The organism is Mesorhizobium sp. M1322, assembly GCF_040318085.1.
Classification (GTDB): Bacteria; Pseudomonadota; Alphaproteobacteria; order Rhizobiales; family Rhizobiaceae; genus Mesorhizobium.
The window spans coordinates 129,403-152,943 of sequence record NZ_JAMYLP010000002.1; the positions used below are offsets into that span (position 1 = coordinate 129,403).

General features: G+C 61.2%; 23 protein-coding genes and 1 tRNA gene. 12 read left to right on the forward strand and 12 right to left on the reverse strand.

Going from position 1 to position 23,541, the window contains the following annotated elements:
* Positions 1–80 precede the first annotated feature (80 nt).
* A complete protein-coding gene (locus tag NKH12_RS01455; RefSeq protein ID WP_352951548.1) occupies positions 81–767 on the forward strand; it encodes a TerC family protein in 687 nt (228 codons plus the stop codon).
* 183 nt (positions 768–950) lie between these two features.
* Complete coding sequence (gene rimO, locus NKH12_RS01460; protein WP_352951549.1) at positions 951–2,264, forward strand: 30S ribosomal protein S12 methylthiotransferase RimO; 1,314 nt, start codon at positions 951–953, stop codon at positions 2,262–2,264.
* A 168-nt stretch (positions 2,265–2,432) separates the two neighbouring features.
* On the opposite strand, the gene NKH12_RS01465 is transcribed toward rimO, so the two are convergent.
* The 8 genes from NKH12_RS01465 to NKH12_RS01500 all read right to left on the reverse strand — a co-directional run bounded on the left by NKH12_RS01465 (position 2,433) and on the right by NKH12_RS01500 (position 10,756).
* On the reverse strand, positions 2,433–3,500 hold the full coding sequence (locus NKH12_RS01465) for a BMP family ABC transporter substrate-binding protein (protein WP_352951550.1): 1,068 nt from the start codon (positions 3,498–3,500) through the stop codon (positions 2,433–2,435).
* A gap of 50 nt (positions 3,501–3,550) precedes the next feature.
* On the reverse strand, positions 3,551–4,471 hold the full coding sequence (locus NKH12_RS01470) for an ABC transporter permease (protein WP_352951551.1): 921 nt from the start codon (positions 4,469–4,471) through the stop codon (positions 3,551–3,553).
* The gene (locus tag NKH12_RS01475) at positions 4,471–5,583 is read right to left on the reverse strand and encodes an ABC transporter permease (RefSeq protein ID WP_065010037.1); all 1,113 of its coding nucleotides are present in this window, start codon (positions 5,581–5,583) and stop codon (positions 4,471–4,473) included. The genes NKH12_RS01470 and NKH12_RS01475 overlap by 1 nt, the downstream gene beginning before the upstream one ends.
* Positions 5,580–7,157: an ABC transporter ATP-binding protein gene (locus NKH12_RS01480; RefSeq protein WP_352951552.1), complete on the reverse strand. Its 1,578-nt coding sequence runs from the start codon at positions 7,155–7,157 to the stop codon at positions 5,580–5,582. Before NKH12_RS01480 ends, NKH12_RS01475 begins: the two co-directional genes overlap by 4 nt.
* Positions 7,158–7,386: 229 nt before the next feature.
* The gene (locus NKH12_RS01485; RefSeq protein ID WP_352951553.1) at positions 7,387–8,364 is read right to left on the reverse strand and encodes a quinone oxidoreductase family protein; all 978 of its coding nucleotides are present in this window, start codon (positions 8,362–8,364) and stop codon (positions 7,387–7,389) included.
* 23 nt (positions 8,365–8,387) lie between these two features.
* The gene (pcsA, locus tag NKH12_RS01490) at positions 8,388–9,161 is read right to left on the reverse strand and encodes a phosphatidylcholine synthase (protein ID WP_502910724.1); all 774 of its coding nucleotides are present in this window, start codon (positions 9,159–9,161) and stop codon (positions 8,388–8,390) included.
* Between the two features lie 35 nt (positions 9,162–9,196).
* Positions 9,197–9,811 (reverse strand): DUF1326 domain-containing protein, encoded by a 615-nt coding sequence (locus NKH12_RS01495; RefSeq protein ID WP_352951555.1) that lies wholly within the window; start codon positions 9,809–9,811, stop codon positions 9,197–9,199.
* A gap of 12 nt (positions 9,812–9,823) precedes the next feature.
* Entirely contained in the window at positions 9,824–10,756 is a 933-nt protein-coding gene (locus NKH12_RS01500; protein WP_352951556.1) for a DUF2182 domain-containing protein, read from the reverse strand.
* Positions 10,757–10,819: 63 nt separating this feature from the next.
* Here NKH12_RS01500 and NKH12_RS01505 point away from each other — a divergent pair, with 63 nt between their 5' ends.
* A complete protein-coding gene (locus NKH12_RS01505; protein ID WP_352951557.1) occupies positions 10,820–12,031 on the forward strand; it encodes a UbiH/UbiF family hydroxylase in 1,212 nt (403 codons plus the stop codon).
* A 202-nt stretch (positions 12,032–12,233) separates the two neighbouring features.
* Positions 12,234–12,557, forward strand: coding sequence for a heat shock protein HspQ (hspQ, locus tag NKH12_RS01510; protein WP_352951578.1), 324 nt, complete (start codon positions 12,234–12,236; stop codon positions 12,555–12,557).
* Positions 12,558–12,655: 98 nt separating this feature from the next.
* On the opposite strand, the gene NKH12_RS01515 is transcribed toward hspQ, so the two are convergent.
* The gene (locus NKH12_RS01515) at positions 12,656–13,285 is read right to left on the reverse strand and encodes an invasion associated locus B family protein (RefSeq protein ID WP_352951558.1); all 630 of its coding nucleotides are present in this window, start codon (positions 13,283–13,285) and stop codon (positions 12,656–12,658) included.
* 232 nt (positions 13,286–13,517) lie between these two features.
* Between NKH12_RS01515 and NKH12_RS01520 the strand changes: the two genes are divergently transcribed.
* The 4 genes from NKH12_RS01520 to NKH12_RS01535 all read left to right on the forward strand — a co-directional run bounded on the left by NKH12_RS01520 (position 13,518) and on the right by NKH12_RS01535 (position 18,446).
* Positions 13,518–15,338, forward strand: a complete 1,821-nt coding sequence (locus NKH12_RS01520) for an extracellular solute-binding protein (protein ID WP_352951559.1) — start codon at positions 13,518–13,520, stop codon at positions 15,336–15,338.
* Between the two features lie 23 nt (positions 15,339–15,361).
* A complete protein-coding gene (locus tag NKH12_RS01525; protein WP_352951560.1) occupies positions 15,362–16,045 on the forward strand; it encodes a DsbA family oxidoreductase in 684 nt (227 codons plus the stop codon).
* 290 nt (positions 16,046–16,335) lie between these two features.
* Positions 16,336–16,470, forward strand: coding sequence for a hypothetical protein (locus tag NKH12_RS01530; RefSeq protein ID WP_352951561.1), 135 nt, complete (start codon positions 16,336–16,338; stop codon positions 16,468–16,470).
* A gap of 89 nt (positions 16,471–16,559) precedes the next feature.
* Positions 16,560–18,446, forward strand: a complete 1,887-nt coding sequence (locus NKH12_RS01535; protein WP_352951562.1) for an ABC transporter ATP-binding protein/permease — start codon at positions 16,560–16,562, stop codon at positions 18,444–18,446.
* Positions 18,447–18,574: 128 nt separating this feature from the next.
* Here NKH12_RS01535 and gor read toward each other — a convergent pair whose 3' ends face one another.
* The 3 genes from gor to rpiA form a co-directional block, all read right to left on the reverse strand.
* The gene (gene gor, locus NKH12_RS01540; protein ID WP_352951563.1) at positions 18,575–19,963 is read right to left on the reverse strand and encodes a glutathione-disulfide reductase; all 1,389 of its coding nucleotides are present in this window, start codon (positions 19,961–19,963) and stop codon (positions 18,575–18,577) included.
* A 150-nt stretch (positions 19,964–20,113) separates the two neighbouring features.
* A complete protein-coding gene (locus tag NKH12_RS01545) occupies positions 20,114–20,677 on the reverse strand; it encodes a DUF2059 domain-containing protein (protein WP_352951564.1) in 564 nt (187 codons plus the stop codon).
* The gene (rpiA, locus tag NKH12_RS01550) at positions 20,664–21,392 is read right to left on the reverse strand and encodes a ribose-5-phosphate isomerase RpiA (protein WP_352951565.1); all 729 of its coding nucleotides are present in this window, start codon (positions 21,390–21,392) and stop codon (positions 20,664–20,666) included. Before rpiA ends, NKH12_RS01545 begins: the two co-directional genes overlap by 14 nt.
* A gap of 150 nt (positions 21,393–21,542) precedes the next feature.
* On the opposite strand from rpiA, the gene NKH12_RS01555 reads away from it, so the two are divergent.
* From NKH12_RS01555 to NKH12_RS01570, 4 genes are all read left to right on the forward strand, one after another.
* Positions 21,543–22,226 (forward strand): phosphoglycolate phosphatase, encoded by a 684-nt coding sequence (locus tag NKH12_RS01555; protein WP_352951566.1) that lies wholly within the window; start codon positions 21,543–21,545, stop codon positions 22,224–22,226.
* Between the two features lie 125 nt (positions 22,227–22,351).
* Positions 22,352–22,426, forward strand: a tRNA-Val gene (locus NKH12_RS01560).
* A gap of 153 nt (positions 22,427–22,579) precedes the next feature.
* Positions 22,580–22,831 (forward strand): PepSY domain-containing protein, encoded by a 252-nt coding sequence (locus NKH12_RS01565; RefSeq protein ID WP_352951567.1) that lies wholly within the window; start codon positions 22,580–22,582, stop codon positions 22,829–22,831.
* 233 nt (positions 22,832–23,064) lie between these two features.
* Entirely contained in the window at positions 23,065–23,541 is a 477-nt protein-coding gene (locus NKH12_RS01570) for a hypothetical protein (RefSeq protein ID WP_352951568.1), read from the forward strand.

The window sequence follows — 23,541 nt, forward strand, 5'->3', positions numbered from 1 at the left end:
TGACGCGCGGGAACCATACACGTTAGGGCGTCCGGGCACTCCACGTGAACCTCGGCGACTAAGCAAGGAAATTCCAGCTGATGGAAATTTTTACCGCCGCTGGCCTGTCGGCCCTGCTCCAGGTCATCGCCATCGACCTTGTGCTTGCCGGCGACAATGCCATCGTCATCGGCCTTGCCGCGGCAGGCCTGCCGTCGGACCAGCGCAAGAAGGCGATTCTCGTCGGCATTGCGGCGGCCACCTTGCTTCGCATCTTCTTCGCTCTGATCACCCAGTGGCTCCTCACCATCGGCCCCATCCTCCTCATAGCCGGCGGCCTGCTGCTGCTTTGGGTGTGCTGGAAGATGTGGCGCGAGTTGCGTGTCAGCCACGAGCAGGAACATGACGCGACGGAATCGCTGTCGAATGTCGATTACGACAAAAGCGGGACGATTGGCGGCAAGGGACCGCGCAAGACCTTCGCTCAGGCAGCCTGGCAGATCGTCATTGCCGACGTTTCGATGTCTCTCGACAACGTCCTTGCAGTCGCAGGCGCGGCGATGGACCATCCGACGGTCCTGATCATCGGCTTGGCGCTGTCGATTGCGCTGATGGGCTTCGCCGCTTCGTTTGTCGCACGCCTCCTGCATAAGTACCGCTGGATTGCTTATATCGGCCTCGTGATCATTCTCTACGTCGCCGTGAAGATGCTTCTGGATGGTGCCGTGCAGCAGTTCCCCGAACAGTTTGCATTCCTGGCGCCCTGGTTCGGACCGGGCGGTCATTGAACCTGACCCTTGGCAGTGCAGGCACGCCGAGCGGCGCCAAGCCATTCCTCGGTTTGCTTGATTGCGGAACTATGCTATTGCGCCGTGCAATTGAGCTTCTGCGAAAGTTCAAAAGACCAACATGTATCGAGACTTCCGGGCCGGGCCTTAGGGTTTCCGGCCCGCGTCCATTGGAAACCGCACATGTCTGCCCCTCGCGTCAGTTTCGTCAGCCTTGGATGCCCAAAAGCCCTCGTGGATTCAGAGCGCATCATCACGCGCCTTCGCGCCGAAGGCTACGAGATCGCGCGCAAGCATGACGGCGCCGATCTGGTCGTCGTCAACACCTGCGGCTTTCTTGATTCGGCTCGCGATGAATCGCTCAACGCCATCGGCTCCGCCCTTTCGCAGAACGGCAGGGTCATCGTCACCGGCTGTCTCGGCGCCGAACCTGACGTCATCCGCGAGAAGCACCCCAACGTTCTCGCCATCACCGGTCCGCAGGCATACGAGAGCGTGATGGCTGCAGTGCATGAGGGCGCGCCCCCGAGCCACGATCCCTATGTCGACCTGTTGCCGCCGCAAGGGGTCAAGCTCACGCCGCGCCACTATGCCTATCTCAAGATTTCGGAAGGCTGTAACAACCGCTGCACCTTCTGCATCATCCCAGCGCTGCGCGGCGACCTCGTCTCGCGGCCGGCGGCCGACGTTTTGCGCGAAGCCGAGAAACTGGCCAAGGCCGGCGTTAAGGAGATACTGGTCATTTCGCAGGACACCAGCGCCTACGGCATCGACATCAAATACCAGACCAGCATGTTCGGCGATCGCGAAGTGCGGGCGAAATTCCTCGATCTGTCGGAGGAACTCGGCAAGCTCGGCGTTTGGGTACGCATGCACTATGTCTACCCCTACCCGCATGTCGCCGATGTCATCCCGCTGATGGCCGAAGGAAAGATCCTTCCCTATCTGGACATCCCGTTCCAACACGCCTCGCCGCAGGTGCTGAAGAACATGCGCCGGCCCGCCCATGGCGAAAAGACGCTCGACCGCATTCGCGGCTGGCGCGAAATCTGTCCGGATCTGGCGATCCGCTCCACCTTCATCGTCGGCTTCCCCGGCGAGACGGACGACGATTTCGAGATGCTGCTCGACTGGCTGGAGGAAGCCAAGATCGATCGCGCCGGCTGTTTCAAATACGAGCCGGTCAGGGGCGCCCGCTCCAATGATCTCGGCCTCGAACAGGTACCGCAGGAGATCAAGGAAGCGCGCTGGCACCGCTTCATGCAGCGCCAGCAGAAGATCTCGGTGACGCAGCTCGCAAGGAAGGTCGGCAAGCGCCTGCCCGTCCTGATCGACGAGGCGCATGGTACCTCGGCGAAAGGCCGCACCAAATACGACGCACCCGAAATCGACGGCTCGGTGAATATCCAGTCGCGGCGTCCGTTGCGGGCCGGCGACATCGTCACCGTCAAGATCGACCGTGCCGACGCCTACGATCTCTACGGTTCGGCGGTCTGATCGTATCTCTACTGCACCACGCGTCATTTTGGACGCGCAAAGAACGCTGTAGCGCTTTGATTTTGCGCATGATCCTTTCCGAAATCGACCCCGATTTCGGGGTCATGCGCTAAGCGAAAAGGGCGCCATGCGGCGCCCTTCCTTCTCATGATTGGCCCCCGTCTGCGCTTACTGCGGCAGCTTGTCGTCGACGCCCTTGACGTAGAAGTTCATGCCGAGCAGCGTAGCGTCGCCGGCGACTTCGCCTTCCTTCAGCCACGGCGTGCCGTCCTGCTTGGCAATCGGCCCGGTGAACGGGTTCCATCCTTCGACGATCTTCTTCTCGGTGGCTTCCGCCATCGCCTTCACGTCATCGGGCATGTTGGTGTAAGGGGCCATCTTAACGGCGCCGTCCTTGATGCCCAGCCAGACATTGCCAGGCTTCCAGGTACCGTCGAGTGCAGCCTTCACCCGGCCGATATAATACGGGCCCCAATCATCGACGATCGAGGTCAACTGTGCCTTGGGAGCGAACTTGATCATGTCCGAAGACTGGCCGAAGCCCTGCAGTCCGCGCTCTTCGGCGACTTGCAGGGGAGCGGTCGAGTCGGTGTGCTGGACGATGATGTCGGCACCCTGGTCGAACAGAGCCTTGGCGGCATCGGCTTCCTTGCCCGGATCGAACCATGAATTGACCCAGACGATCTTCGCCTTGAAATCTGGCTTGATCGATTGCGCGCCGAGCATGAAGGAATTGATGCCCATCACCACTTCGGGAATCGGGAACGAAACGATGTAGCCGGCGACGCCCGACTTCGATTGCTTGGCGGCGATCTGGCCGAGGATGTAGCGGCCTTCGTAGAAACGTGCGTTGTAGATGCCGAGATTTTCGGCCGTCTTGTAGCCGGTCGCGTGTTCGAACATCACGTCGGGGAACTTCTTGGCGACCTTCACTTCGGGGTCCATGAAGCCGAAGGACGTGCCGAAAATGATCTTGCATCCTTCGCGCGCCAGGCGCTCGAAGGCACGATCGGCATCGGGACCCTCGGAGACGTTCTCCAGATAAGCGGTCTCGACCTTGTCGCCGAGTGCCTTCTCTACATCCAGGCGGCCCTGGTCATGCTGGTACGAATAGCCGAAATCGCCGATCGGGCCGGTATAGACCCAACAGGCTTTCAGCTTTTCCTGCGCTTCGGCGGTCGCCGCCGCCGACAATGCTGCCGCCGTGGCTACCAGCGCAATAAGCAGTTTTTTCATCGTGTTACCTCTCTGAGTTAAGCCTTGGAGCTTCCCGTTTGTTTTTATTGTCAACGATCCGGAACGAATGGCTGCCCCAAGGAAGCCGGTGTGTTCATCATCGTCAAACGCTTGTTACGCGAGATTAGAACGAGAACCACGATGGTTGCCAGATAGGGCAATGAAGAAAGCAGTTGCGAGGGAACCGGAATACCAAAAGCCTGTGCATGAAGCTGGCCGATCCATACCGCGCCGAAGATATAGGCGCCAGCCAGCACCCGCCATGGCCGCCATGACGCGAACACGACCAGCGCCAGCGCGATCCAGCCGCGCCCGGCGGTCATGTTCTCCACCCATTGCGGCGTATAGACCAGCGACAGGTGGCCCCCGGCAAGGCCTGCACAGGCGCCGCCGAAGATCACTGCCAGGTAGCGGTAGCGGATGACCTGGATGCCAAGGGCATGGGCCGATGTGTGACTGTCGCCGATCGAGCGCAGCGTGAGTCCGGTGCGGGTCCTGAACAGGAACCACATGACGGCGGCGGTCAATGCAATCGAGATGTAGAAGATCGGGTCCTGGCCGAATAACAACCTGCCGATGACGGGGATCGCTGTCAGGCCGGGAATGTCGAGGTTTGGCAGCCTCGCGCCGGGCTGGCCGACAAAGCTAGTGCCCATCATGCCGGAAAGCCCGAGGCCGAGCAACGTCAGCGACAGGCCGGTCGCCACCTGGTTGGTGGCCAGCGACAGCGTCATGACGGCGAACAGCAGCGAAAACACCGCACCCAAGGCGATCGCCGCCAACAACCCGATCCACGGCGATCCGGTGAGATAGCCGGCGCCGAAACCGCCGACCGCCCCCATGATCATCATCCCTTCGACACCGAGATTGAGCACGCCGGAACGCTCGACCACCAGCTCGCCGATCGCCGCGATCAGCAAAGGCGTCGCCGCGGTTGCGATGGTCAAAAGAATGTTGACGGTGATGTCCATCAGCGGGCCTCCTCCAGCTTCGGCGCGGATTCAAGCTTCGGCGCGGCAAAGCCGATCAGACGAATGCGGTAGTGAATGAGCGTGTCGCAGCCGAGCACGAAGAACAGGAGCATGCCCTGGAACACGCGCGCCACCTTGTCGGAGATGCCGAGCGCGCTTTGCACCGCCTCGCCGCCGAGATAGGTCAGTGCCAGCACCAGGCCCGCAGCGACGATGCCGAGCGGATTGAGCCGGCCGAGGAACGCCACGATGATGGCGGCAAAGCCGTAGCCGGGCGAAATCACCGGCTGCAGCTGGCCGATGGCGCCGGAGACCTCCGAGATGCCGGCAAGTCCGGCGAGTGCACCCGACAGCATGAAGGCGAAGAACACCATTCGGTTGATCCCGAAGCCGGCGAAGCGCCCTGCCCTGGGGCTTGAGCCGAGCACGCGGACCTCAAAGCCTTTCAGCATGCGGCTCATCAGGATCCAGACCAGCACCGCCGCGACCAGCGCGAACACGAAACCCCAATTGGCTCGGCCGGAGGCCGGCATCAGTTCGGGGAGAATGGCCGAATCGTTGAACTGTATCGTCTGCGGGAAATTGAAACCCTTCGGATCGCGCCAGGGACCACGCACCAGCCAGTCGAGGAACAGCTGCGCGACATAAACCAGCATCAGGCTGGTCAGGATCTCGTTGGTGTTGAAACGCGTCTTGAGCAAGGCGGGAATGGCTGCGTAGGCGGCACCGCCGACCATGCCGAACAGCAGCATCAGCGGCAGCACCAGCGGCCCTTCGAACTGCGGAAACAGCACCGGAATGCTCGAGCCGACGATGCCGCCCAGGATGAATTGGCCTTCCGCGCCGATGTTCCAGATGTTGGCTCTGTAGCAGACCGACAGGCCGACCCCGATCAGGATGAGCGGTGCCGCCTTGATCGCCAGCTCATGCAGCTGCCAGACCTGACTGACCGGCTCTAGGAAATAAATTTGGAACGCCTTCAAAGGATTGACGCCAAGCAGCGCGAACAGGATGGCGCCGGCGATGATCGTCAACACGAATGCAATGAAGGGCGACAGCGCCGAGAACAGCATTGAGCGCTGTGGCCGTTTGACGAGTTCGAGGCGCATCATGACGTCTCCAGAGCGTGTTCGGCGTGGCCGGGCTCGGCCCCGCCCATCAGCAGTCCTATCTTTTCGAACGTGGCCTCAGCGATCGGCAAGGGCTTCGATAATTCGCCATTGTGCATCACCGCGATCGCGTCGGATATCTCGAACAATTCGTCGAGATCCTGGCTGATGACCAGCACCGCTGAGCCGCTGCGCGCCAATTCGATCAGCGTCTGGCGAATGTGGGCGGCGGCACCGGCGTCGACGCCCCATGTCGGCTGATTGACGACCATGACGCTTGGCCTACGGTCGAGTTCGCGGCCAACAATGAACTTTTGCAGATTGCCGCCTGAAAGCGCTGCCGCCTCCGGGTCCGGGGCGCTCTTGCGCACATCCATCGACTTGATGATGCGCTGGGCAGCGGCATAGATCGCATCGCTTTTGACCATTCCGCCGGCGCCGACAAACACCTTGCCGTCGGTGGCATGGCGCGACAGAAGCAGGTTTTCCGAAAGCTTCATGCGGGGTGCTGCACCGTGGCCGAGCCGCTCTTCCGGCACGAAGGCAGCGCCCATCAGCCGCCTGCCGGTGATGCTGAGGCCGCCGGCATCCTTGCCGCGGATGCGCACCGAGGCGGCATCCTGCTGCGGCACCTCGCCGGAAACGGATTCGAAGAACTCGCCCTGGCCATTGCCGGCAACGCCTGCAATGCCGATCACTTCGCCGGCGCGTACCGTCAGGTTGATGTTCCTGAGCGGGATCGAGAACGGCGTTGCCGGCCTGCGGCTGAGTGCGCGAATTTCAAGCAGCGGCTGCGCGGTCTCGATACCCTGGGCAGGTTCGCGCACCACCGCCTGAACGTCGTTGCCGACCATCATGCGTGCCAGAGATGCCGCGGTTTCCTTGCGCGGGTTGCAATGGCCAACCACCTTGCCGTGGCGCAGCACGGTTGCGCGGTCGCAGATGCGCTTGACCTCTTCCAGGCGGTGCGAAATGTAGAGGATGGACTTTCCTTCCGAGCGCAACCGTTCGAGCGTCGCGAACAGCTTGTCGGCTTCCTGCGGCGTCAGCACCGAAGTCGGCTCGTCGAGAATGATGAGCTGCGGCGTCTGCAGAAGGCAGCGGATGATCTCTATACGCTGGCGCTCGCCGACCGACAGGTCGCCGACCAGCGATTGCGGGTCGAGCGGCAGGCCGTAGCTGTAGGAAAGCGCCCTTGCCTTCGCGGCAATCGTGCTGATCGGCGAACCGTCGTCCAGCGACAGCGCGATGTTCTCGGCCGCCGTCAGCGCCTCGAACAGCGAAAAATGCTGGAACACCATGCCGATGCCGAGCTTCTTCGCAAAGCCGGGATTGGTGATCGTGACCGCCTGACCGTTCCAGAAAATCTTGCCCGAATTGGGCTCCAGTGTTCCGAACAGCATTTTGACGAGCGTCGACTTGCCGGCGCCGTTCTCACCGAGCAACGCGTGGATTTCGCCTTTTGCGACGTTGAGATCGATATGGTCGCAGGCTGTCAGCGTGCCGAACGTCTTGGTGAGGCCCCGGACCTCAAGCAGGTTTGCGTCGTCCTGATTTGCACTCACAGTGCCTCCCATCTGGTTTGCCAGATATATTCTGTGTTCCCGCAGGCATCGTATGCGCGGCCTGCTGTCATCGCAAAGCGGCACCCGTCTTGAAAGAGCTTCAAGAATTTCAGCGGAAACCTAACGCATTGGCCCGAAAATCGAAATCGATTTTCGGCAAGCACGATGCGTAGGTTCAAAATGTTAGAGCGTGCTTTTGTGCGTCCAAGTGGACGCACGCCGCTCTAAGCGATAGCAAGGCTCAGGGGATAAGAATGGTTGTCCCGGTCGTCCTGCGGCCTTCAAGGTCGGAATGCGCCTTGCCGGCATCCTTGAGCGCGTAGCGCTGGTTGATCTTGATCTTGACCGCGCCGCTGAGCACGATTTCGAACAACGCGGCGGCGGACGCCTCGAGGTCTTCGCGCTTGGCATTGTAGACGAACAGCGTCGGCCGGGTTGCGAACAGCGAACCTTTCTGCGCCAGCAACGACATGCTGAACGGCGGGACCGGTCCCGACGATTGACCGAAGCTGGCGAACATGCCGAGCGGCTTCAGGCAGTCGAGCGAGGCCGGAAAGGTGTCGTTGCCTACCGAATCATAGACGACATCGCACTTTTTGCCGCCGGTGATGGCGAGGACGCCGGCGACGAAGTCCTGCTCGCGGTAGTTGATGACGTGATCGAAGCCATGCGCCTTGGCGAGCTCGATCTTGTCGGCGGAGCTGGCGGTGCCGATCACGGTCGCGCCAAGGTGCTTGGCCCATTGGCCGAGGATCAGTCCGACGCCCCCGGCCGCCGCGTGAAACAGGATCGTGTCGCCCGCCTTCACCTTGAAGGTACGGCGCAGCAGATACTCCGCCGTCATCCCTTTCAGCATCATGGCGGCGGCCTGCTCGTCGCTGATGCCGTCCGGCACCCTCACCACTCGGTCGGCGGCGATCACGCGCTGCTCGGCATAGGCGCCAGTCGTGAGGGCATAGGCGATGCGATCGCCCGGCTTCAGCCAGTCGATATCCGCGCCCACTTCCTCCACCACCCCGGCCGCCTCGCTGCCCGGTATCAGCGGGAAACCGCCCGGCGGCGGATAAAGGCCGGAGCGATGATAGACGTCGATGAAATTGAGGCCGATCGCCGTGTGCCTGACCAGGATTTGTCCCGAGCCGGGTTGGCCCGGATCGGCGTCCTCATAGGTCAGAACCTCCGGACCGCCATTGGCGTGGATACGGATCGCTTTGGACATTTCTGGCTCTCTTGGGATCAAGCTTAATTGTCGTCCGGCTTGGCGCCGAGATTTGGAAAGAGCTGCATGATACCGCCGATGCAAGCGAGGTAAAGTCCGGTGACCGTGATGCCGATCTTGGTGAAGACACTCACCTGCTCGCCCAAGACGCCGATCTGGTCGTAGAAGGCGGCAAGAGCTGCCTGCGCCAGCGCCAGCGCTCCAAATGCGCACCATAGCAGCGTCATGCCAAGGTTGATTGGGCGCAGCCGCACCACCCGCACCGGGTGGATGAAATTGATCGGCATAAAGGTCAGAATGCCGGCCACCACGACGACGGCGAAGGAAACCCATTGTCCCGGATCGATGACGAATAGGGTGAACACCACCATGTTCCAGACTACCGGAAACCCTTTGAAGAAATTTTCCTTGGTCTTCATGCCGGTGTCGGCATAGTAGATCGCGCTCGAAACGACAATGATCGCCGCCGACAGGAACGACAGGCCCTCACCCATGAAGCCGCGCTGGTAAAGCGCGAAGGCCGGTATCAGCACGTAGGTGACGTAGTCGATGATGTTGTCGAGGAGTTCGCCCGACCATGTCGGCAGGATTTCCTTGACTTCGAGTTTCCTGGCGATCGGCCCGTCGATGCCGTCGACGAACAGCGCCAGCCCCAGCCACCAGAACATCGCCGTCCAGCGCTGCTCGCTCGCAGCCACCAGCGACAGAAACGCCAGGAACGAGCCCGACGCGGTCAGCAGATGGACCGAAAACGCGCGCGCCTGCGGCCACGTGACTTTCTTCTTTGGCCTCGGAATCCTGTCCGTGATTTTCCTGGCCGTTGTTTTTTTGCTCACGGGCCCCGCCAGTCCAGCTTGCAGATTTCGGCCGAGCGGCCGGCAAAATTCCAGTTGCGGCCGAAGGCCCGCATCTTGCTCTTGTCGGACCTGGCGACGACGATTTCCGGTGCGATCCAGTACTCCGAATTGCTGATCAGCGTATCCTTGTCGCGGTCCTTGCCTGGGATCGGCGTCACCGCCCCGTCGATAATCTTCGGTATCTGGAAGATCCGCGTCCTGTCGCGCGTCTCATAGGTGATCGGCGCTTGCTCGACGCCGAGGAACTTTCCGACCATGATGGAGAGCAGCGAGGTGGTTCCGCCAGCCTTGCCGGTGAAAATCTTGGTCAGCGCCTTTACCGCGTAGACTGAGGCGCGCTTGTCGATGAACAGTCCGGCGGTCCAGTTGCCGCGGCTCATATAACCGGGGATTTCCATGACCAGCCCAAGGTTGAGGCCGGACAGGTCGACCTCGCTGAAATGGCCGGCATCGATGCGGAACCCCGCCCAGGTCTGACAATAGCCCTCGGTCGGCGGATGACTGCCGAGAGACAGCACGCAAGGGCAAAAAACCGTGCAATTGCAGGAGAGCACCAGCTCTCCCTTCATTGCCCAGCCTTGATCTGCCATCGAATTCTCTCCCTATGCCGAGATTACTAGCAGGGCGGTTGCCCAGACAAGCAGTATCACACCGGCGATCCGGGTTGGCAGCCTGCCCGTCGTCTGTTTTTCGATCAAGGTGAACAGGCCGATCAGCGCCATCCAGAAGACGTTCATCACACCGACGGCGAACATCACCAGCATCAGCGCCCAGCAGCAGCCGAGGCACCAGACGCCCTGTTCCATGCCGAGCCGGAAAATCCGGCCGGGCCGCGCGCTCCAGTTCGAAAACAGGATCGAGAACGGGCTTTTGCATTTCGTCAGGCAGGCTTCCTTCAGGCCGCTGAACTGGTAAAGGCCAGCAACCAAAAGCGCAGCTGCTCCGGTCGCTCCGACCACCGGATCGAGTATCTGCACAGATGAGGCGTGGACGATGAGCGTCAGCGCCGCGAACGCTGCCGACGCAGCCAACCACACGCTGAGATAACCGGCGACCAGGACCAGCGGATGGACGACCGGTGCGGCCTTGATCCGCGCGGTATCGGCGATCTCGCAATAGGTGCGGATCATCGCCGCCGCCGAGGGCAGCATGGTGGCGACCGCCATCAGGAACCACATCACGATGAGCGCTCCGGCCTGCTCGCCGATGCTCCCGTCGAGCGGCGCAGGTGCAAGACAAAGGATGAAGAAGCGCTCAAGAAAATCCGGCAGCGGCAGTTGCGGCAGATATCTGAGCAACGTGTCGCCGGGTGCATCGATGCCCGGAACCCGGCTTTCGGCACCGCGAATCGCCATGGCGCCGAGAAGCAGCCAGGCCAGGAGGACGCCGGCACCCAAAACGATGTTCACCGCCAGTCGAGGATTGCGCGAGACGCTCGCCGCGGCACGGCCGAAACGGTCGAGATGACTGAAATCATGGTCTTGGCCGATCATGGCAATCGAATGGGCCGAATCGCCGCGTTGATCAAGCTGCATGATCTGACCTATAGCTCATTCAGGTCGGACCGACCGCCTCGCATCGCAACCGGGAAGCCGAATTTGGACCATCGGGAGACAGCACGGATACTGGTTGCCGGCAACGGCCCGGCAGGGCTGATCGCAGCGCTTGGTTTTGCGGATGCCGGCTTTCCCGTGACGCTCGTCGGACCTGAGGCAAATGGCCAAGACGGCCGCACGACGGCCTTGATGAACCCAGCCCTGAATATCCTAGAACGGTTGGGCGTCCTCGATGAGGTGAGGTCCAAAGCCGCACCGCTGAAGGTGATGCGCATCGTCGATGCAACCAGCCGGCTGATCCGCAGCCCGGTGGTCATTTTTCGTGCCAGCGAAATCGCCGAGGAGCAGTTCGGGCTGAACTTACCCAACAGCGCGCTCAACCCCGCACTTGCCGGGACTGTTGCCGCGCATTCCGGCATCGAATGGCGAAAAGCGATGGTGGAGACCTGGCGCCTCGACGCCGATCACGCCCATGCGATCCTGTCTGACGGCAACGAGGTTGCAGCATCGCTGGCGGTCGCTGCCGATGGCCGTCTGTCGCCGGCCCGCGAGGCTGCCGGCATCTCGACATCCGCGCGGTCCTATCCGCAGGCCGCACTGGTTCTCAATTTCGGTCACCGCAGCGACCACGCTTTCACCTCGACCGAATTCCACACCGAGACCGGTCCGTTCACCCAGGTTCCCCTGCCCGGCAACCGGTCCAGCCTTGTCTGGGTAGTAGAACCGGAAACGGCGAAAGAACTCGCCGCACTGGACGATGCTACGCTTTCGATGCGGGTCGAACAGCGGATGCAATCGATGCTGGGCCGGGTTTCTGTCGAACCCGGCCGGCAGATCTACCCGCTTTCCGGCGTGACGCCCCGGTGGTTCGCGCGTAACCGGGTGGCACTTGTCGGCGAAGCCGCCCATGTGTTTCCGCCGATCGGCGCGCAAGGTCTCAACCTTGGTATCAGGGATATCGATGATCTGGTTGGAATTGCTTGCGAAAACAGGGCTGACCCGGGCGCCGTCAAGGCACTCGCAGCCTATGATTTCAAGCGCCGGCCTGACATCCTGGCGCGCAGCAGTGCGGTCAACCTGCTCAACAAGTCGCTGCTCTCGGACATGCTGCCGGCACAGATGGCGCGCAGCGCCGGCCTCGGCGTGCTCGGCGGCTTCGCGCCGCTTCGCGCCTTTTTCATGCGCGAGGGGCTGCGGCCCGGCAGTGGTTTTGCGGCGCTCGCCGGCGGCTTAAGAAAACAAGTCAAGCGGTAGCACGCCCTCGGGCTAGCCCGCAGTGGCGGGGCGTCAAGCGCTGCGGCATTGAATTGATGCGGCGTCTGCGTCAAGTAGGCCCAGGTATCAGCCCTAAGTCGGGCTCGATTTTTGGAAGCGTAATGCGTAAATTCAAAGTCTTAGAGAGTCTTTGCGCATTCCAAGGACGCGGCGCTCCTAGGACTTAGTGGTGAGTACGATGATGAAAACAGCCAAATTCTCGATCGGGCAGGTGGTGCGCCACCGGCTGTTTCCGTTCCGCGGCATCATTTTCGATGTCGACCCGCAATTCGCCAACACCGACGAATGGTACGAGGCGATCCCAGCGGATGTGCGGCCGCGCAAGGACCAGCCCTTCTACCACTTGCTCGCTGAGAATTCGGAAACGGAATACATCGCCTATGTGTCTGAGCAGAACCTGCTCGAGGATCAGTCTGGCGAACCGGTGCGGCATCCGGAGATCGGTGAGATGTTCGACAAGAGGCCGGACGGGCGCTACGAGCCGAGACACCAGTCAAGACATTGACCTGACGGCAGGCCTGACCGGAATCAGGAAATCGCTGGCCGGAACGGAAAAAGCGGGAATGACCCCGCTTTTCCTTAGAAATTGCGCCTGAGAGGCGATCAGTTGGCGGTCTTCGCCTTGTCCTGCTCTTCCTTGAGCTTCTTGGCGAAGTCCTGATTGTTCTTGGCAACGAAATCCTGAAGCTTCTTCTGCCGATCCTCGATGTCCGACTGCTGCAGCGGCGGCCCGTCGAAGGCGCCGCTAAAGCCGGTCAGTGCGACCTTGATCGGGTTCGGCTGGTTCTGGAAATTGACCGAGGTGAGCGTCAGGTTCGAACCCTTCTTAAAGGAGGCGACGAGCTGGTCGGTCAGCGGCACTTCCGCCACGCACCGGTCAGGGAAGCAGATCACATAATCGAGCTTCTGCGCCTTCCCGGCATCGATCTGCAGGCCAATGCCGGGAGGAACCAGGCGGCCGGTCGGAACCGTCACCTGGAACACCTTGCGGTTCACCTTGCCCTTCAATTCGATCAGGCTGACGCCGGTGACGAGCTGGCCGTTGCCGGCAGTGGTGATGTTCTGGACATTGCAGATGTCGACGTCTTCCTGCTTGGTGCAGGCTTTGAACCAGCCCTGCGGAATCTGCTGTTGCTGCTGCGCAAGAGCAGCGGGAAGTTGTGCGCCCAGAAAGCCGACCACGCCAGCGGCCATGACCGACAGGCGGTACGCGTTGCTGTTCAGGCTCGTCATATCGTGCACTTCCTCTCAAATGATCCCAGGACCGGCTTCTTCGCGCCGTGTGGTCCAGCTAACTGTTGCCGAAATGAGGCAACAGAATGACTTCGGACGGCGTGTTACACTGCAAGCGGTGCCGAATCCAGCCCGATAGTCGCAATTCTTGAGCTCGCGATTGGCCGGGAGGCGGCCGGCTCATGTTAGGGTGCGCTCCGAATCATCAAGCCGACCCAGTAAGGAGACGGTCATGGGCCGCGTTCTTGTTTGGCTGATCGCCGCGATCTCGTCTATCACACTTTCGCTTCAGCCAGCTGTGTCGGAACCGAAACACGCGATCGCCATGCAAGGCGAGCCGGCGCTGCCGGCCGACTATACGCATTTCAACTACGTCAATCCCGATCCGCCGAAGGGCGGCAGCATCCCCTATTGCGTCGTCGGCAGCTTCGACAATCTCAAGCCGTTCATCCTGAAAAGCCTCCGCACAACGGCACGCGGCATGATCGATAGGATTTTCGGCAATCTCGTCTTCGAGCCATTGATGCAGCGCAACGACGATGAAGCCTTCAGTCTTTATGGCCTGCTTGCCGACACTGCCGACATGGATCCGGAGCGCAAGAGCATCGAATTCCACCTCGATCCGAGCGCCAAGTGGTCGGATGGCCAACCGGTGACTGCGGAAGACGTGCTGTTCACATACGACGTCTTTACCGAGAAAGGCCGGCCACCCTACAGCGCCCGTATGAGCATGGTCGCTAAACTCGAAAAAATTGGCGACCGCAGCGTGCGCTTTACATTCAATGACAAGGCCAACCGCGAGACCCCGCTGGTTATCGCGATGACGCCAATCGTACCGAAGCACGCTTTCGACAAGGAGACCTTCGACAGGACCACGCTAAAACCCGTGATCGGCAGCGGCCCGTACACCGTGGCGCACGTGGCGCCTGGCCAGCGCATCGTGTTCAAGCGCAACCCAAATTATTGGGGCAAGGACATCCCCGCCAAGCGCGGTTTCGACAATTACGACCAGATCACCATCGAATATTTTCTCAATGCCAATGCCAAGCTGGAAGCTTTCAAGAAAGGCATCTGCGCCATCGATGACGATAGCGATCCGGTCAAGCGCGAGCGCGATCTCGACTTCCCGGCCTTCCACAAGGGCGACGTGATCGCCGAAACGTTCGACACCGGGATCCCGCCTGTGGTGACGGGCTTTCTGTTCAACACACGGCTGCAGAAGTTTTCCAGTCCGGTCGTTCGACGCGCGCTCGGTATGCTCTACGACTTCGAATGGGCCAACAAGAACTTGTTTGGCGGCAAGTATATGCGCACCATGAGCTATTGGCAGAATTCCGAGCTGTCCGCGCTCGGCCATCCGGCCGACTACAGGGAAAAGGCGCTTCTGGCACCCTACCCGGGTCGTGTGCCAGCCGATGTCATGGACGGCACCTGGCGGCCACCCGTCACCGACGGCTCGGGCCAGGACCGCAAGGTGCTGAAAGCTGCCTTCGACATATTGAAGGGCGCGGGCTACACGTTGCAGGATGGAGTGATGCTCGATCCCGAGGGGGAACCCTTCGGCTTCGAGATCCTGACCGCCTCGCAGAACGAGGAGCGCCTTGCCGCCATCTACCAGCGCACGCTGGCGAAGATCGGCATCGCTGTCACCATCCGCAGCCTTGACGGCGACCAGATCCAGTCGCGCAAGCAACGTTTCGATTTCGATGTGCTGATCGGCACCAGCGGCTTCGAGAACTCGCTGTCGCCGGGCATCGAGCAGCTCGGACGGTGGGGGTCAGCTGCCGCCAATGCCGAAGGGTCATTCAACCTTGCCGGCGTCGCCGATCCGGCGATAGATGCCGCACTAGAGGCGATGCTCGACGCCCGCAGCCGCGAAGATTATGTTGCCGCCGTCCGGGTCCTCGACAGGTTGTTGATCTCCGGCCACTACATGGTTCCGATGCAGCACAACACGCAGCAATGGCTCGCCTACTGGAGCTATCTGGAACATCCGCGAAAGACCCCCATATCTGGCTATCGACTGCCGACATGGTGGCGCAAGCCGAAGTGACCTCTTCGCAACAGGAGACCAGGATGAGCGACGAGAAGTCGATTACCGTCGATGTGGTCTCCGATGTCGTCTGCCCTTGGTGCTTCATCGGCCAGAAGCGGCTCGACAAGGCGATCGCCGCGGCAAGCCATGTCGACGTGCACATACGCTGGCGGCCATTCCAGCTCGACCCGACCATCCCGCCCGAAGGCAAGGATCGCCGCGAATACATGGTGGCCAAGTTCGGCAGCGACGAACGCGTCCGCGAGATTCACGCCCGCATCGAGCCACTGGGCGAAGCCGAGGGAATCAACTTCGCCTTCGCCGCCATCAAGGTCGCGCCCAACACGCTGGACGCGCACCGCGTCATCCGCTGGGCTGGTGCCGCCGGCGAGGTCATGCAAAACCGGCTGGTGCGACGTCTGTTCCAGTTGAATTTCGAGGAAGGCGCCAATCTCGGCGACCATGTCGTACTGATCAACGCCGCCCGCGAGGCCGGCATGGATGCATCCGTGGTCGAGACGCTTTTGCCGACGGACGCCGATGTCGAGGCGGTGCGCACCGAAATCGCCACCGCTTCGCGCATGGGTATCACGGGCGTGCCGTGCTTCCTGCTTGAGGGCAAGTATGCGGTGATGGGCGCGCAAGACGTCGACACGCTCACTGACGCCATTCGCCAGGTCGCGGCGGCAAAGGCGCGGGGCGAGTTGGAGAAAGCGACCGGATAGACGTCATTCCATAGGCGCGTTTGGCGACATCGCCACGGCAGCCAACGCCCTCCAGTCCAACGCCCTCCGGTCACTTTCCGGCTGCCGCCAGGTCGATATGGCAACAAGGATGACGGCGCGTCTTTGCCTCGATTCGTCTTCCGCAGCATAAAAATCGGCCGATCTACCACGCTCTTCCCATAACAAAACTGTGCAAAAAGCTTTCCCTTGGGGAAGATGCTAGTGCCCGCACGCATGCACCGGCAACCCATTGAAATTATAGAGGTAATATGCGTCGAGAGCAGCATCGCATGGCACCGCCGCTGTTGCTTAATGGCAACGGCGAGGGGTTTAAAATCCTCCACAGACCGAGAAAGATAATTGAAAATGATCAATTGGTGTTACTGTCTGTAACAAAACTAAAAGAGGTTTGGGCGGGATTGTGATTCGGGTCGGTAGACCAGAACGACATTCAATATCGGAAAAATGGCTCCGCGGTGCCGCAAGGCCGCCGCTCCTGACACCAGTTTCCTCGATGCGCAGCTTCTGGGGACTGATGCGGGCCTACTGGTTCTCGGACCGCTGGGTTGAGGCCTGGACGCTGACGCTGGTGATTGCCCTGGTCACCGCGCTGTCCAGCAAAGCCGACGTCTGGTTTACAGTGGCTGCAGCAGAGCTGGCGACGTCGATCGCTTTTTACCACAATGCCGCGAATACCACGCCACTCAAGACAGTGCTGACCAACGCCGGTTTGCTCGTGTTGCTGGTCGTGCTCAAGGACTTGGTTATTGCCGGCGTTCGCAACCTTGTTTCTAAAACATTGCATCGCAAATGGCGTGGCTGGTTGGACGGCCGCTTCAACGAGTCCCTGCTCGACACCAATCATACCCATTTCCATGCCCAGCACGGGTCTTCCGGGAACGCAGCTCCCGACAACATTGACCAGCGCGTGCAGGAATCCGTCAAGGCCATGACCGGCGGAGCCATCGGGCTTGCTATGGGCGTGCTCGGTGTCGTCACTTCGCTCTACTTTGTCGGCGGAGAATTGCTGAGAAACTCCGTGGAGGTGAAGGGGCTGGAGTTTCTCGGTAGCTACGGCAGCGCCGTCCTTGCTCTCTTGGCAATCGCTATCTATGTGCCGTTCAACACTTGGATCGCCGTGAAACTCGGCCGAATGCTGGAGTGGCTCAACGTCAGAATGCAGCAGGCTGAAGGCAACTACCGCGGCGAGTTGATCACGTTCCTGCGCCGCAGTTTTCACGTGGCCGCATCGCAAGGCGAGAATGTACAGAAGACTGTGCATAGCCAGCGTTATGCCGACATTGACCGTACCTGGGCAAGATTGAACGTCGTCAACACCGGCTACGCTTCGTTCGAGCTGATCTACACTTTCATCGGCGCCAAGATTGTCGCTTACGGCCCTGGACTAGTGCCCTACATTCACAACGGCCTCGACTTCAAGGGTTACATAACAGCTTCCGAACAGGTCAATGCGCTGATTAGCAAGTGTTCATGGTTCATTCATGTGATGCCGGAGATCGCTACCTTGCGCGCCAACAGCCAGCGCGTCATCGAACTGGCGCAGGCAATCGAAAACGTCCAGCACCCGCAAGAATTCTACAGTCTGACCGGCCGCTCCGAGTTCCGTTACGACCGCCAGAACCCGGTGTTCGGCCTGACGATCCAGAAGCTGGAACTGGCGCATGCAGGCGAGGACGCCACACCCTTCCTGAGCGCTGCGAATTTGCGCTTCCGACGCGGCGAGTGGACGTTCCTGAAGGGCGAATCGGGCTGCGGAAAGACATCGCTGATCAAGGCGATCAACGGCTTGTGGCCCTATGGCCGCGGTATCATCGTCTTCCCGGAAGGGGTCGAAAGTCTCTATGCCGCCCAGGAGGTCAAGCTGCAGCAGGTCTCGCTGAAGCAACTGGTCTGCCTGCCCGGTTCAGAGCGCGATCATACCGACACCCAGGTTGCATCGGCTCTGCACAAAGCCGGCCTTGGCGATTTCATCGAACACATGGCCGATGAAAGCCGCGACGGAATGAACTGGGACCAGGTGCTTTCGGGCGGCCAGAAACAGAAGCTGGTTGTCGCGCGTATCGTGCTGCAGCAGCCGGGGCTGCTGTTCCTTGACGAAGCGACTGGGGCGCTCGACCCCGAAGGGAAGATCGCCTTCCATCAAGCGATCAAGGACAATTGTCCAGACGTCACGGTGATCTCAATCATGCACGAGGCCGTGCCGCCAAGATCGCTTTCAGGCGCCGAATTCTACCACAGCATCGTTGCCATCGCCGATGGCGTCGCGACCAAAAAGCCGCTGGCGCCGAGCCTGCCGGTCGAACTCACCACCATCCTCGAGCACCCAAGGCCGGTCGAGGAAAGATGGCTGCGCTTCCCTCGCCGCATGAGGCAGAAATAGCGGCGAACAGAATATCGTTGCCCGGTATCGCATCTTATACCGGACTGGTGATCTAAAATTGCGGTCGAGTGGCGCTGCACCGTTGCCTGCGTGCATAGATGCTCCGCTGGTGACAACACGGCAAAACGTCAGACGCGCTCGCCGTCCTTCACCCGGTAGGTCGGCTTGTACATGGTGACGAGTTCTTCCGCCGCGGTCGGATGCACGGCCATCGTGCGGTCGAAATCATCCTTGGTCAGCCCGGCCTTTACCGGAATGCCGAGAAGCTGCGCCATCTCGCCGGCATCCGGCCCGAGGATATGGGCGCCGAGAACTTTTTTCGAGGCGCAGTCGACCACCAGCTTTATCAGCATCTTTTCGTCGCGCCCGGACAGTGTGTGCCGCATCGGCCGGAAGGTGGCGCGGTAGATCTCAACATCGGAAAAATGCTTTATCGCCTCATCTTCCGACAGGCCGACCGTGCCGATCTCGGGCTGCGAAAAGACCGCGGTGGCGATCCTATCATGGTCGGGCGCGGTCGGGTTGCCCTTGAAGGCGGTCTCGACGAAACACATCGCCTCGTGGATCGCCACCGGCGTCAATTGCACGCGGTTGGTGACGTCGCCGATCGCCCAGATGTTGTCGATGTTGGTGCGCGAATATTGGTCGACATGGATCGCGCCGGTCTTGGTCATCTCGATGCCGACGCCCTCAAGACCCATGTTTTCGGTATTGGGGAGACGCCCGATGGCGAGCATGACCTGATCGACCGTCAGTATCTTGCCGCCTGTGACGACAGCGTCGAGGCGACCGTCCGGACGCTTCCTGACCCATTCGGATACGGCATGGCAGAGGATTTTTATCCCCTTCTTTTCCATCGTCTCGTGCAGCATGCGCCTGAGATCCATGTCGAAGCGGGAGAGGATCTCCTTGCCGCGATAGACCAGCGTGGTGTCGACGCCGAGGCCGTGAAAGATGTTGGCGAATTCGACGGCAATATAGCCGCCGCCCTCGATCATGATCGCCTTCGGCAATTCCTTGAGATCGAACGCCTCGTTGGAAAAGATGCAGTGCTCATGGCCGGGCAGAGCCGGGTGCGGCGCCGGGCGGCCGCCGGTGGCGATGAGAATCTGGTCGGCGGTGACGGTGCGGTCCTCGCCGAGAAGATGCACCGCATGCGGATCGACCAGCATGGCGCGCGACTGAAACGTCTCGCCGCCGGCGCCTTGGACATTCTTCCTGTAGATGGTTTCCAGCCGGCTGATCTCGCGATCCTTGTTGGCAACCAATGTCTGCCAGTCGAAGCTCGCCTGCGGCACGGTCCAGCCATAACCTGCGGCGTCGGCAAAATGTTCGGGAAATTGCGAGGCATAGACATAGAGCTTCTTCGGCACGCAGCCGCGAATGACGCAGGTGCCGCCATAGCGGTATTCCTCGGCAATGCCGACGCGCTTGCCGAGTGCCGCCGCCACGCGCGCCGCCCTCACCCCGCCGGAGCCGCCGCCGATGACGAAAAGATCATAGTCGTAACCGGCCATGGTGCGGCTCCTTGCCCTTCAAATGTTTGAGACAGGTAGGTTGCAAACCACCAAAAGAAAAGCCCGGACCACCGCGCCGCGCATGCTGTCGGACGCGCAATGGAGCCGGGCTTTCCGGTCCGGCAGCGATAACGCCGCCGGACAATATGCTCAGTTCTTCGGTGCTTCTGGTTCCGTACCAGCCGCAGGAGCCGCGGCATTCGGTGCTGTGGCCTTTGCTGCCGCGGCCAGCGTTTCGCCGACCTGCTGGGCGAGATCGCGAGCGACGCCGTTCTGCCAGATGTCGGCAGCCTTGAGCAGGTCACGCGTCACGGCTGGGCCGCTGTCGAGCAGCTTCTTGCCGGAATCGGAATTGTAGAAAGCGGCGATTTCGGTAAGCTCTTTTTCGGAAAAAACCTTGGCATAGGCCATGGCTGCTTCCTTCTCGAGATCAGCGCGGCGCGAGGCCAGCGCCAGAGCCTTTTCGCTAACCGTCCTGCCGATCAGCTCCTGCATATCCGGGTTCTTTTGGATAAGCTGCTGCTGAAGCGCGGCGGCGGCCTGCGGCAGGATGTTGTCGAACGGGTCCGTCGCGTGGATCGCCGCGACCGCGGCGCGGGCCGCCTTCAGATGCCCGTCGGTGACGTCCTGCGAGGACGCCGGCGATGAAAGCGCAAAGACGGCTGAAGCTGCCAGAATGGCAGAAAAACGGCGAACCCGGTTATGCAACATCATGATCGATAGAACTCCCTGGTTTTCGGGCGGCATGGACGGTTTGGATGCCGTCGCCGGCTATGATAGCCGCTGATGCCAGCCCGATGAAAAGACCGTGCTCGACCACCCCCGGAATGGCATGGAGAGCATTCGAAAGCGCTCTTGTATCCGGAATGCGGCCAAAAGATGCATCGAGGATAAAATGGCCGCCGTCTGTAACAAAAGGCTGGCCCCCCGTCATCCTCAATGTGACGGGACCGGAAAGGCCGAGCCTTTCGGCTGCCGCGGCGATCGCGATTTCCGTGGCACGCAGGCCGAACGAGTTGACCTCGATTGGCAGTGGAAAACGGCCGAGCGTCTCAACTATCTTCGAACGGTCGGCAATCACGATCATGCGGGCGGAAGCCGCCGCCACGATCTTTTCGCGCAGCAGCGCGCCGCCGCCGCCCTTGATCAATGTCAGCGCCGGATCGATCTCGTCGGCGCCGTCTATGGTAAGGTCGAGTTCGGGCGTTTCCTCCAGTGTCGAAAGCGGCACGCCAAGCTCGCCGCAGAGGATGGCGGTGCGCTCCGAGGTCGGCACGCCGACGATGGTAAGGCCGGTGGCGACCTTTTCGGCGAGCAGCCGCACGAACTCCTCGGCCGTCGAGCCGGTGCCGATGCCAAGCCGCATGCCACCAGTCACATGGGCAAGCGCCGCCCGCGCGGCCTCGACCTTCAGTTGCCTCGCATCCATACCTGCTCCGGATTTCGCTTGTTTCGGCGCTCCTAGCATCTTTGCCCGTCCGATCAAAGGCTCTGCCCTGTGGATTGACCAAGCACTGCTTGCCTGGATGGGCTGCAGCGGCTATCGCCTGCCGGCAGCGCAATCGTCACAGGACAGGCCATGACCCGACCGATCATCGTGTTCGACCTCGACGGGACGCTGATCGACACAGCGCCGGACCTGCTTGACAGCCTCAACCACAGCCTTGCCGCCAGCGAACTCGCAGCCGTCGACGAGGCCGGCTTCGAGCGTTTCGTCGGCCATGGTGGCCGGGTGATGATCGAGCGCGCGCATGCTGCGCAGCAAAGATCGCTGGCGGTAGAGGAACACGACCGATTGTTAAAGCTGTTCCTCGATCACTACACCGACAACATCCCGGGTAAATCGCGCCCCTACCCCGGCGTCGTCGAGACGATCGCCCGATTCGAAGCGGCCGGTTATCTCCTGGCCGTCTGCACGAACAAATACCAGGCCAACTCGGTGGCGCTGATCGAGGCGCTCGGCCTGGCGAAGCATTTCGCGGCGATTTGCGGTCAGGACACGTTTGCGTTCCGCAAGCCCGACCCGCGCCATCTGACCGAAACCATCGTTCTGGCCGGCGGCGACCCGCACCGCGCGCTGATGGTGGGTGATTCGCAGACCGACATTGATACGGCGAAAGCCGCCGGCATTCCCGTGGTGGCGGTCGATTTCGGCTACACCGACCGCCATGTGCGCGAATTCGAACCGTCGGCGGTGATCTCGCATTTCGATGCGCTGACACTTGGTCTGGCCGAACGCCTGATTGCCGCTGCGGGGCACTGAACGACGGCGACCGGTCGTTCCCGGCGGGGTTGCATTCGGTCTTCGTCGGAACGCCCGGACATCGCCTTGACTTCCCCGGCCGGCCTCCCTTATATCGCGACGCGCTTGGCCTTCGGGCAACGAGCGGGCGATTAGCTCAGCGGGAGAGCACACCCTTCACACGGGTGGGGTCGCAGGTTCAATCCCTGCATCGCCCACCAACCCCACAGCTTTCCAGGCTACCTCCGGTTCTCCGTTCAGGTCGACAACAATGCGGCGCGTCGGCACGGCGCTAGATTGTCGCGCTCATTGCCGCATCCGGAACAAACCTGCATGGCCGCGAGTTTCTCCTCGTCGAAGTGTGAGGGAAAGCCATGTTCAGATTTGTTTTGGCGGCCGCCGTGCTGCTTGTCGGCGGATCGGCGTTTGCCGCAGACGGAAGCCCGTTGCCGCCGCAGAATGCCAGGAAACTGTCGGAAATAATTGCCAAGGTCGAGCAGCGCGACGACTTTCGCTACGTCGACGAGGTCGGCTGGGACAGCGGCGCCTACACCGTCACCTATTACACAACCGATAAGGCGAAGGTCGAAATCACCTACGATCCGGTGACAGCCGAGCCGAAATAGATCGCGGCCCCCTTCCTCCAGGCGATACGTGCGGCCGGCTTTCTCTTAAAGGATCCGGAACAATTCCGGCAACTAGGTTACAGCGCAGCTTAAGGACGATCCCTCCGAAGCGGGCGGCGCCGTAGCTTCACCAGAGTGGAGCGACGGTTCCTGCACGCTTTTCGGCATCCCCTTGCGCCGATGCCCCTTTGATGGCTGACTGCGGGGTGATCATTGAGCCGACGGGGGTGGGCATGGCGACGGCAAAGCATGTGGTAAAACGCGTTCTTATGATGCTCGCCGGCTATTTCGTTGCGGTGCTGGTCGGACTGATTGCCGTGGCCACGATCTATGGTGCATTGAGTTCGCTGCCTAATGCACCGGCGTATTTCGATTTCATGGGGGTCTCCCCCATCGCGACGCTGGTCGTGCCGCTGCTCGGCATGTTCATCTATTTCCTGACGATCGTACTGACCGGCCTGCAGACGCTGATCTTCGCGCTGATCGCCGAATTGTTTTCACTGCGCAGTCTTGGGCTGCATATGGTCTTCGGCGCCGCCGCAGCAGCTGCCGGCTTCGTCCTGATCTGGCCGAGCGCGCCGGAGGACCTGAGCCCCGAGCGCTGGGCCGATATCGGCATCATCGCCGCCGCCGGCCTTGTCGCCGGTCTGGTCTACTGGCTGATTGCCGGGCGCGAGGCAGGCTTCCGGCGCCCGCTCCCCCTGCGTTAG

Coding starts and splice junctions, on each gene's coding strand:
- NKH12_RS01455 (WP_352951548.1), top strand. CDS start 81: ATGGAAATTTTTACCGCCGCTGGCCTGTCGGCCCTGCTCCAGGTCATC.
- rimO (WP_352951549.1), top strand. CDS start 951: ATGTCTGCCCCTCGCGTCAGTTTCGTCAGCCTTGGATGCCCAAAAGCC.
- NKH12_RS01465 (WP_352951550.1), bottom strand. CDS start 3,500: ATGAAAAAACTGCTTATTGCGCTGGTAGCCACGGCGGCAGCATTGTCG.
- NKH12_RS01470 (WP_352951551.1), bottom strand. CDS start 4,471: ATGGACATCACCGTCAACATTCTTTTGACCATCGCAACCGCGGCGACG.
- NKH12_RS01475 (WP_065010037.1), bottom strand. CDS start 5,583: ATGATGCGCCTCGAACTCGTCAAACGGCCACAGCGCTCAATGCTGTTC.
- NKH12_RS01480 (WP_352951552.1), bottom strand. CDS start 7,157: ATGGGAGGCACTGTGAGTGCAAATCAGGACGACGCAAACCTGCTTGAG.
- NKH12_RS01485 (WP_352951553.1), bottom strand. CDS start 8,364: ATGTCCAAAGCGATCCGTATCCACGCCAATGGCGGTCCGGAGGTTCTG.
- NKH12_RS01495 (WP_352951555.1), bottom strand. CDS start 9,811: ATGGCAGATCAAGGCTGGGCAATGAAGGGAGAGCTGGTGCTCTCCTGC.
- NKH12_RS01500 (WP_352951556.1), bottom strand. CDS start 10,756: ATGCAGCTTGATCAACGCGGCGATTCGGCCCATTCGATTGCCATGATC.
- hspQ (WP_352951578.1), top strand. CDS start 12,234: ATGAAAACAGCCAAATTCTCGATCGGGCAGGTGGTGCGCCACCGGCTG.
- NKH12_RS01515 (WP_352951558.1), bottom strand. CDS start 13,285: ATGACGAGCCTGAACAGCAACGCGTACCGCCTGTCGGTCATGGCCGCT.
- NKH12_RS01520 (WP_352951559.1), top strand. CDS start 13,518: ATGGGCCGCGTTCTTGTTTGGCTGATCGCCGCGATCTCGTCTATCACA.
- NKH12_RS01525 (WP_352951560.1), top strand. CDS start 15,362: ATGAGCGACGAGAAGTCGATTACCGTCGATGTGGTCTCCGATGTCGTC.
- NKH12_RS01530 (WP_352951561.1), top strand. CDS start 16,336: ATGGCACCGCCGCTGTTGCTTAATGGCAACGGCGAGGGGTTTAAAATC.
- NKH12_RS01535 (WP_352951562.1), top strand. CDS start 16,560: ATGCGCAGCTTCTGGGGACTGATGCGGGCCTACTGGTTCTCGGACCGC.
- gor (WP_352951563.1), bottom strand. CDS start 19,963: ATGGCCGGTTACGACTATGATCTTTTCGTCATCGGCGGCGGCTCCGGC.
- NKH12_RS01545 (WP_352951564.1), bottom strand. CDS start 20,677: ATGATGTTGCATAACCGGGTTCGCCGTTTTTCTGCCATTCTGGCAGCT.
- rpiA (WP_352951565.1), bottom strand. CDS start 21,392: ATGGATGCGAGGCAACTGAAGGTCGAGGCCGCGCGGGCGGCGCTTGCC.
- NKH12_RS01555 (WP_352951566.1), top strand. CDS start 21,543: ATGACCCGACCGATCATCGTGTTCGACCTCGACGGGACGCTGATCGAC.
- NKH12_RS01565 (WP_352951567.1), top strand. CDS start 22,580: ATGTTCAGATTTGTTTTGGCGGCCGCCGTGCTGCTTGTCGGCGGATCG.
- NKH12_RS01570 (WP_352951568.1), top strand. CDS start 23,065: ATGGCGACGGCAAAGCATGTGGTAAAACGCGTTCTTATGATGCTCGCC.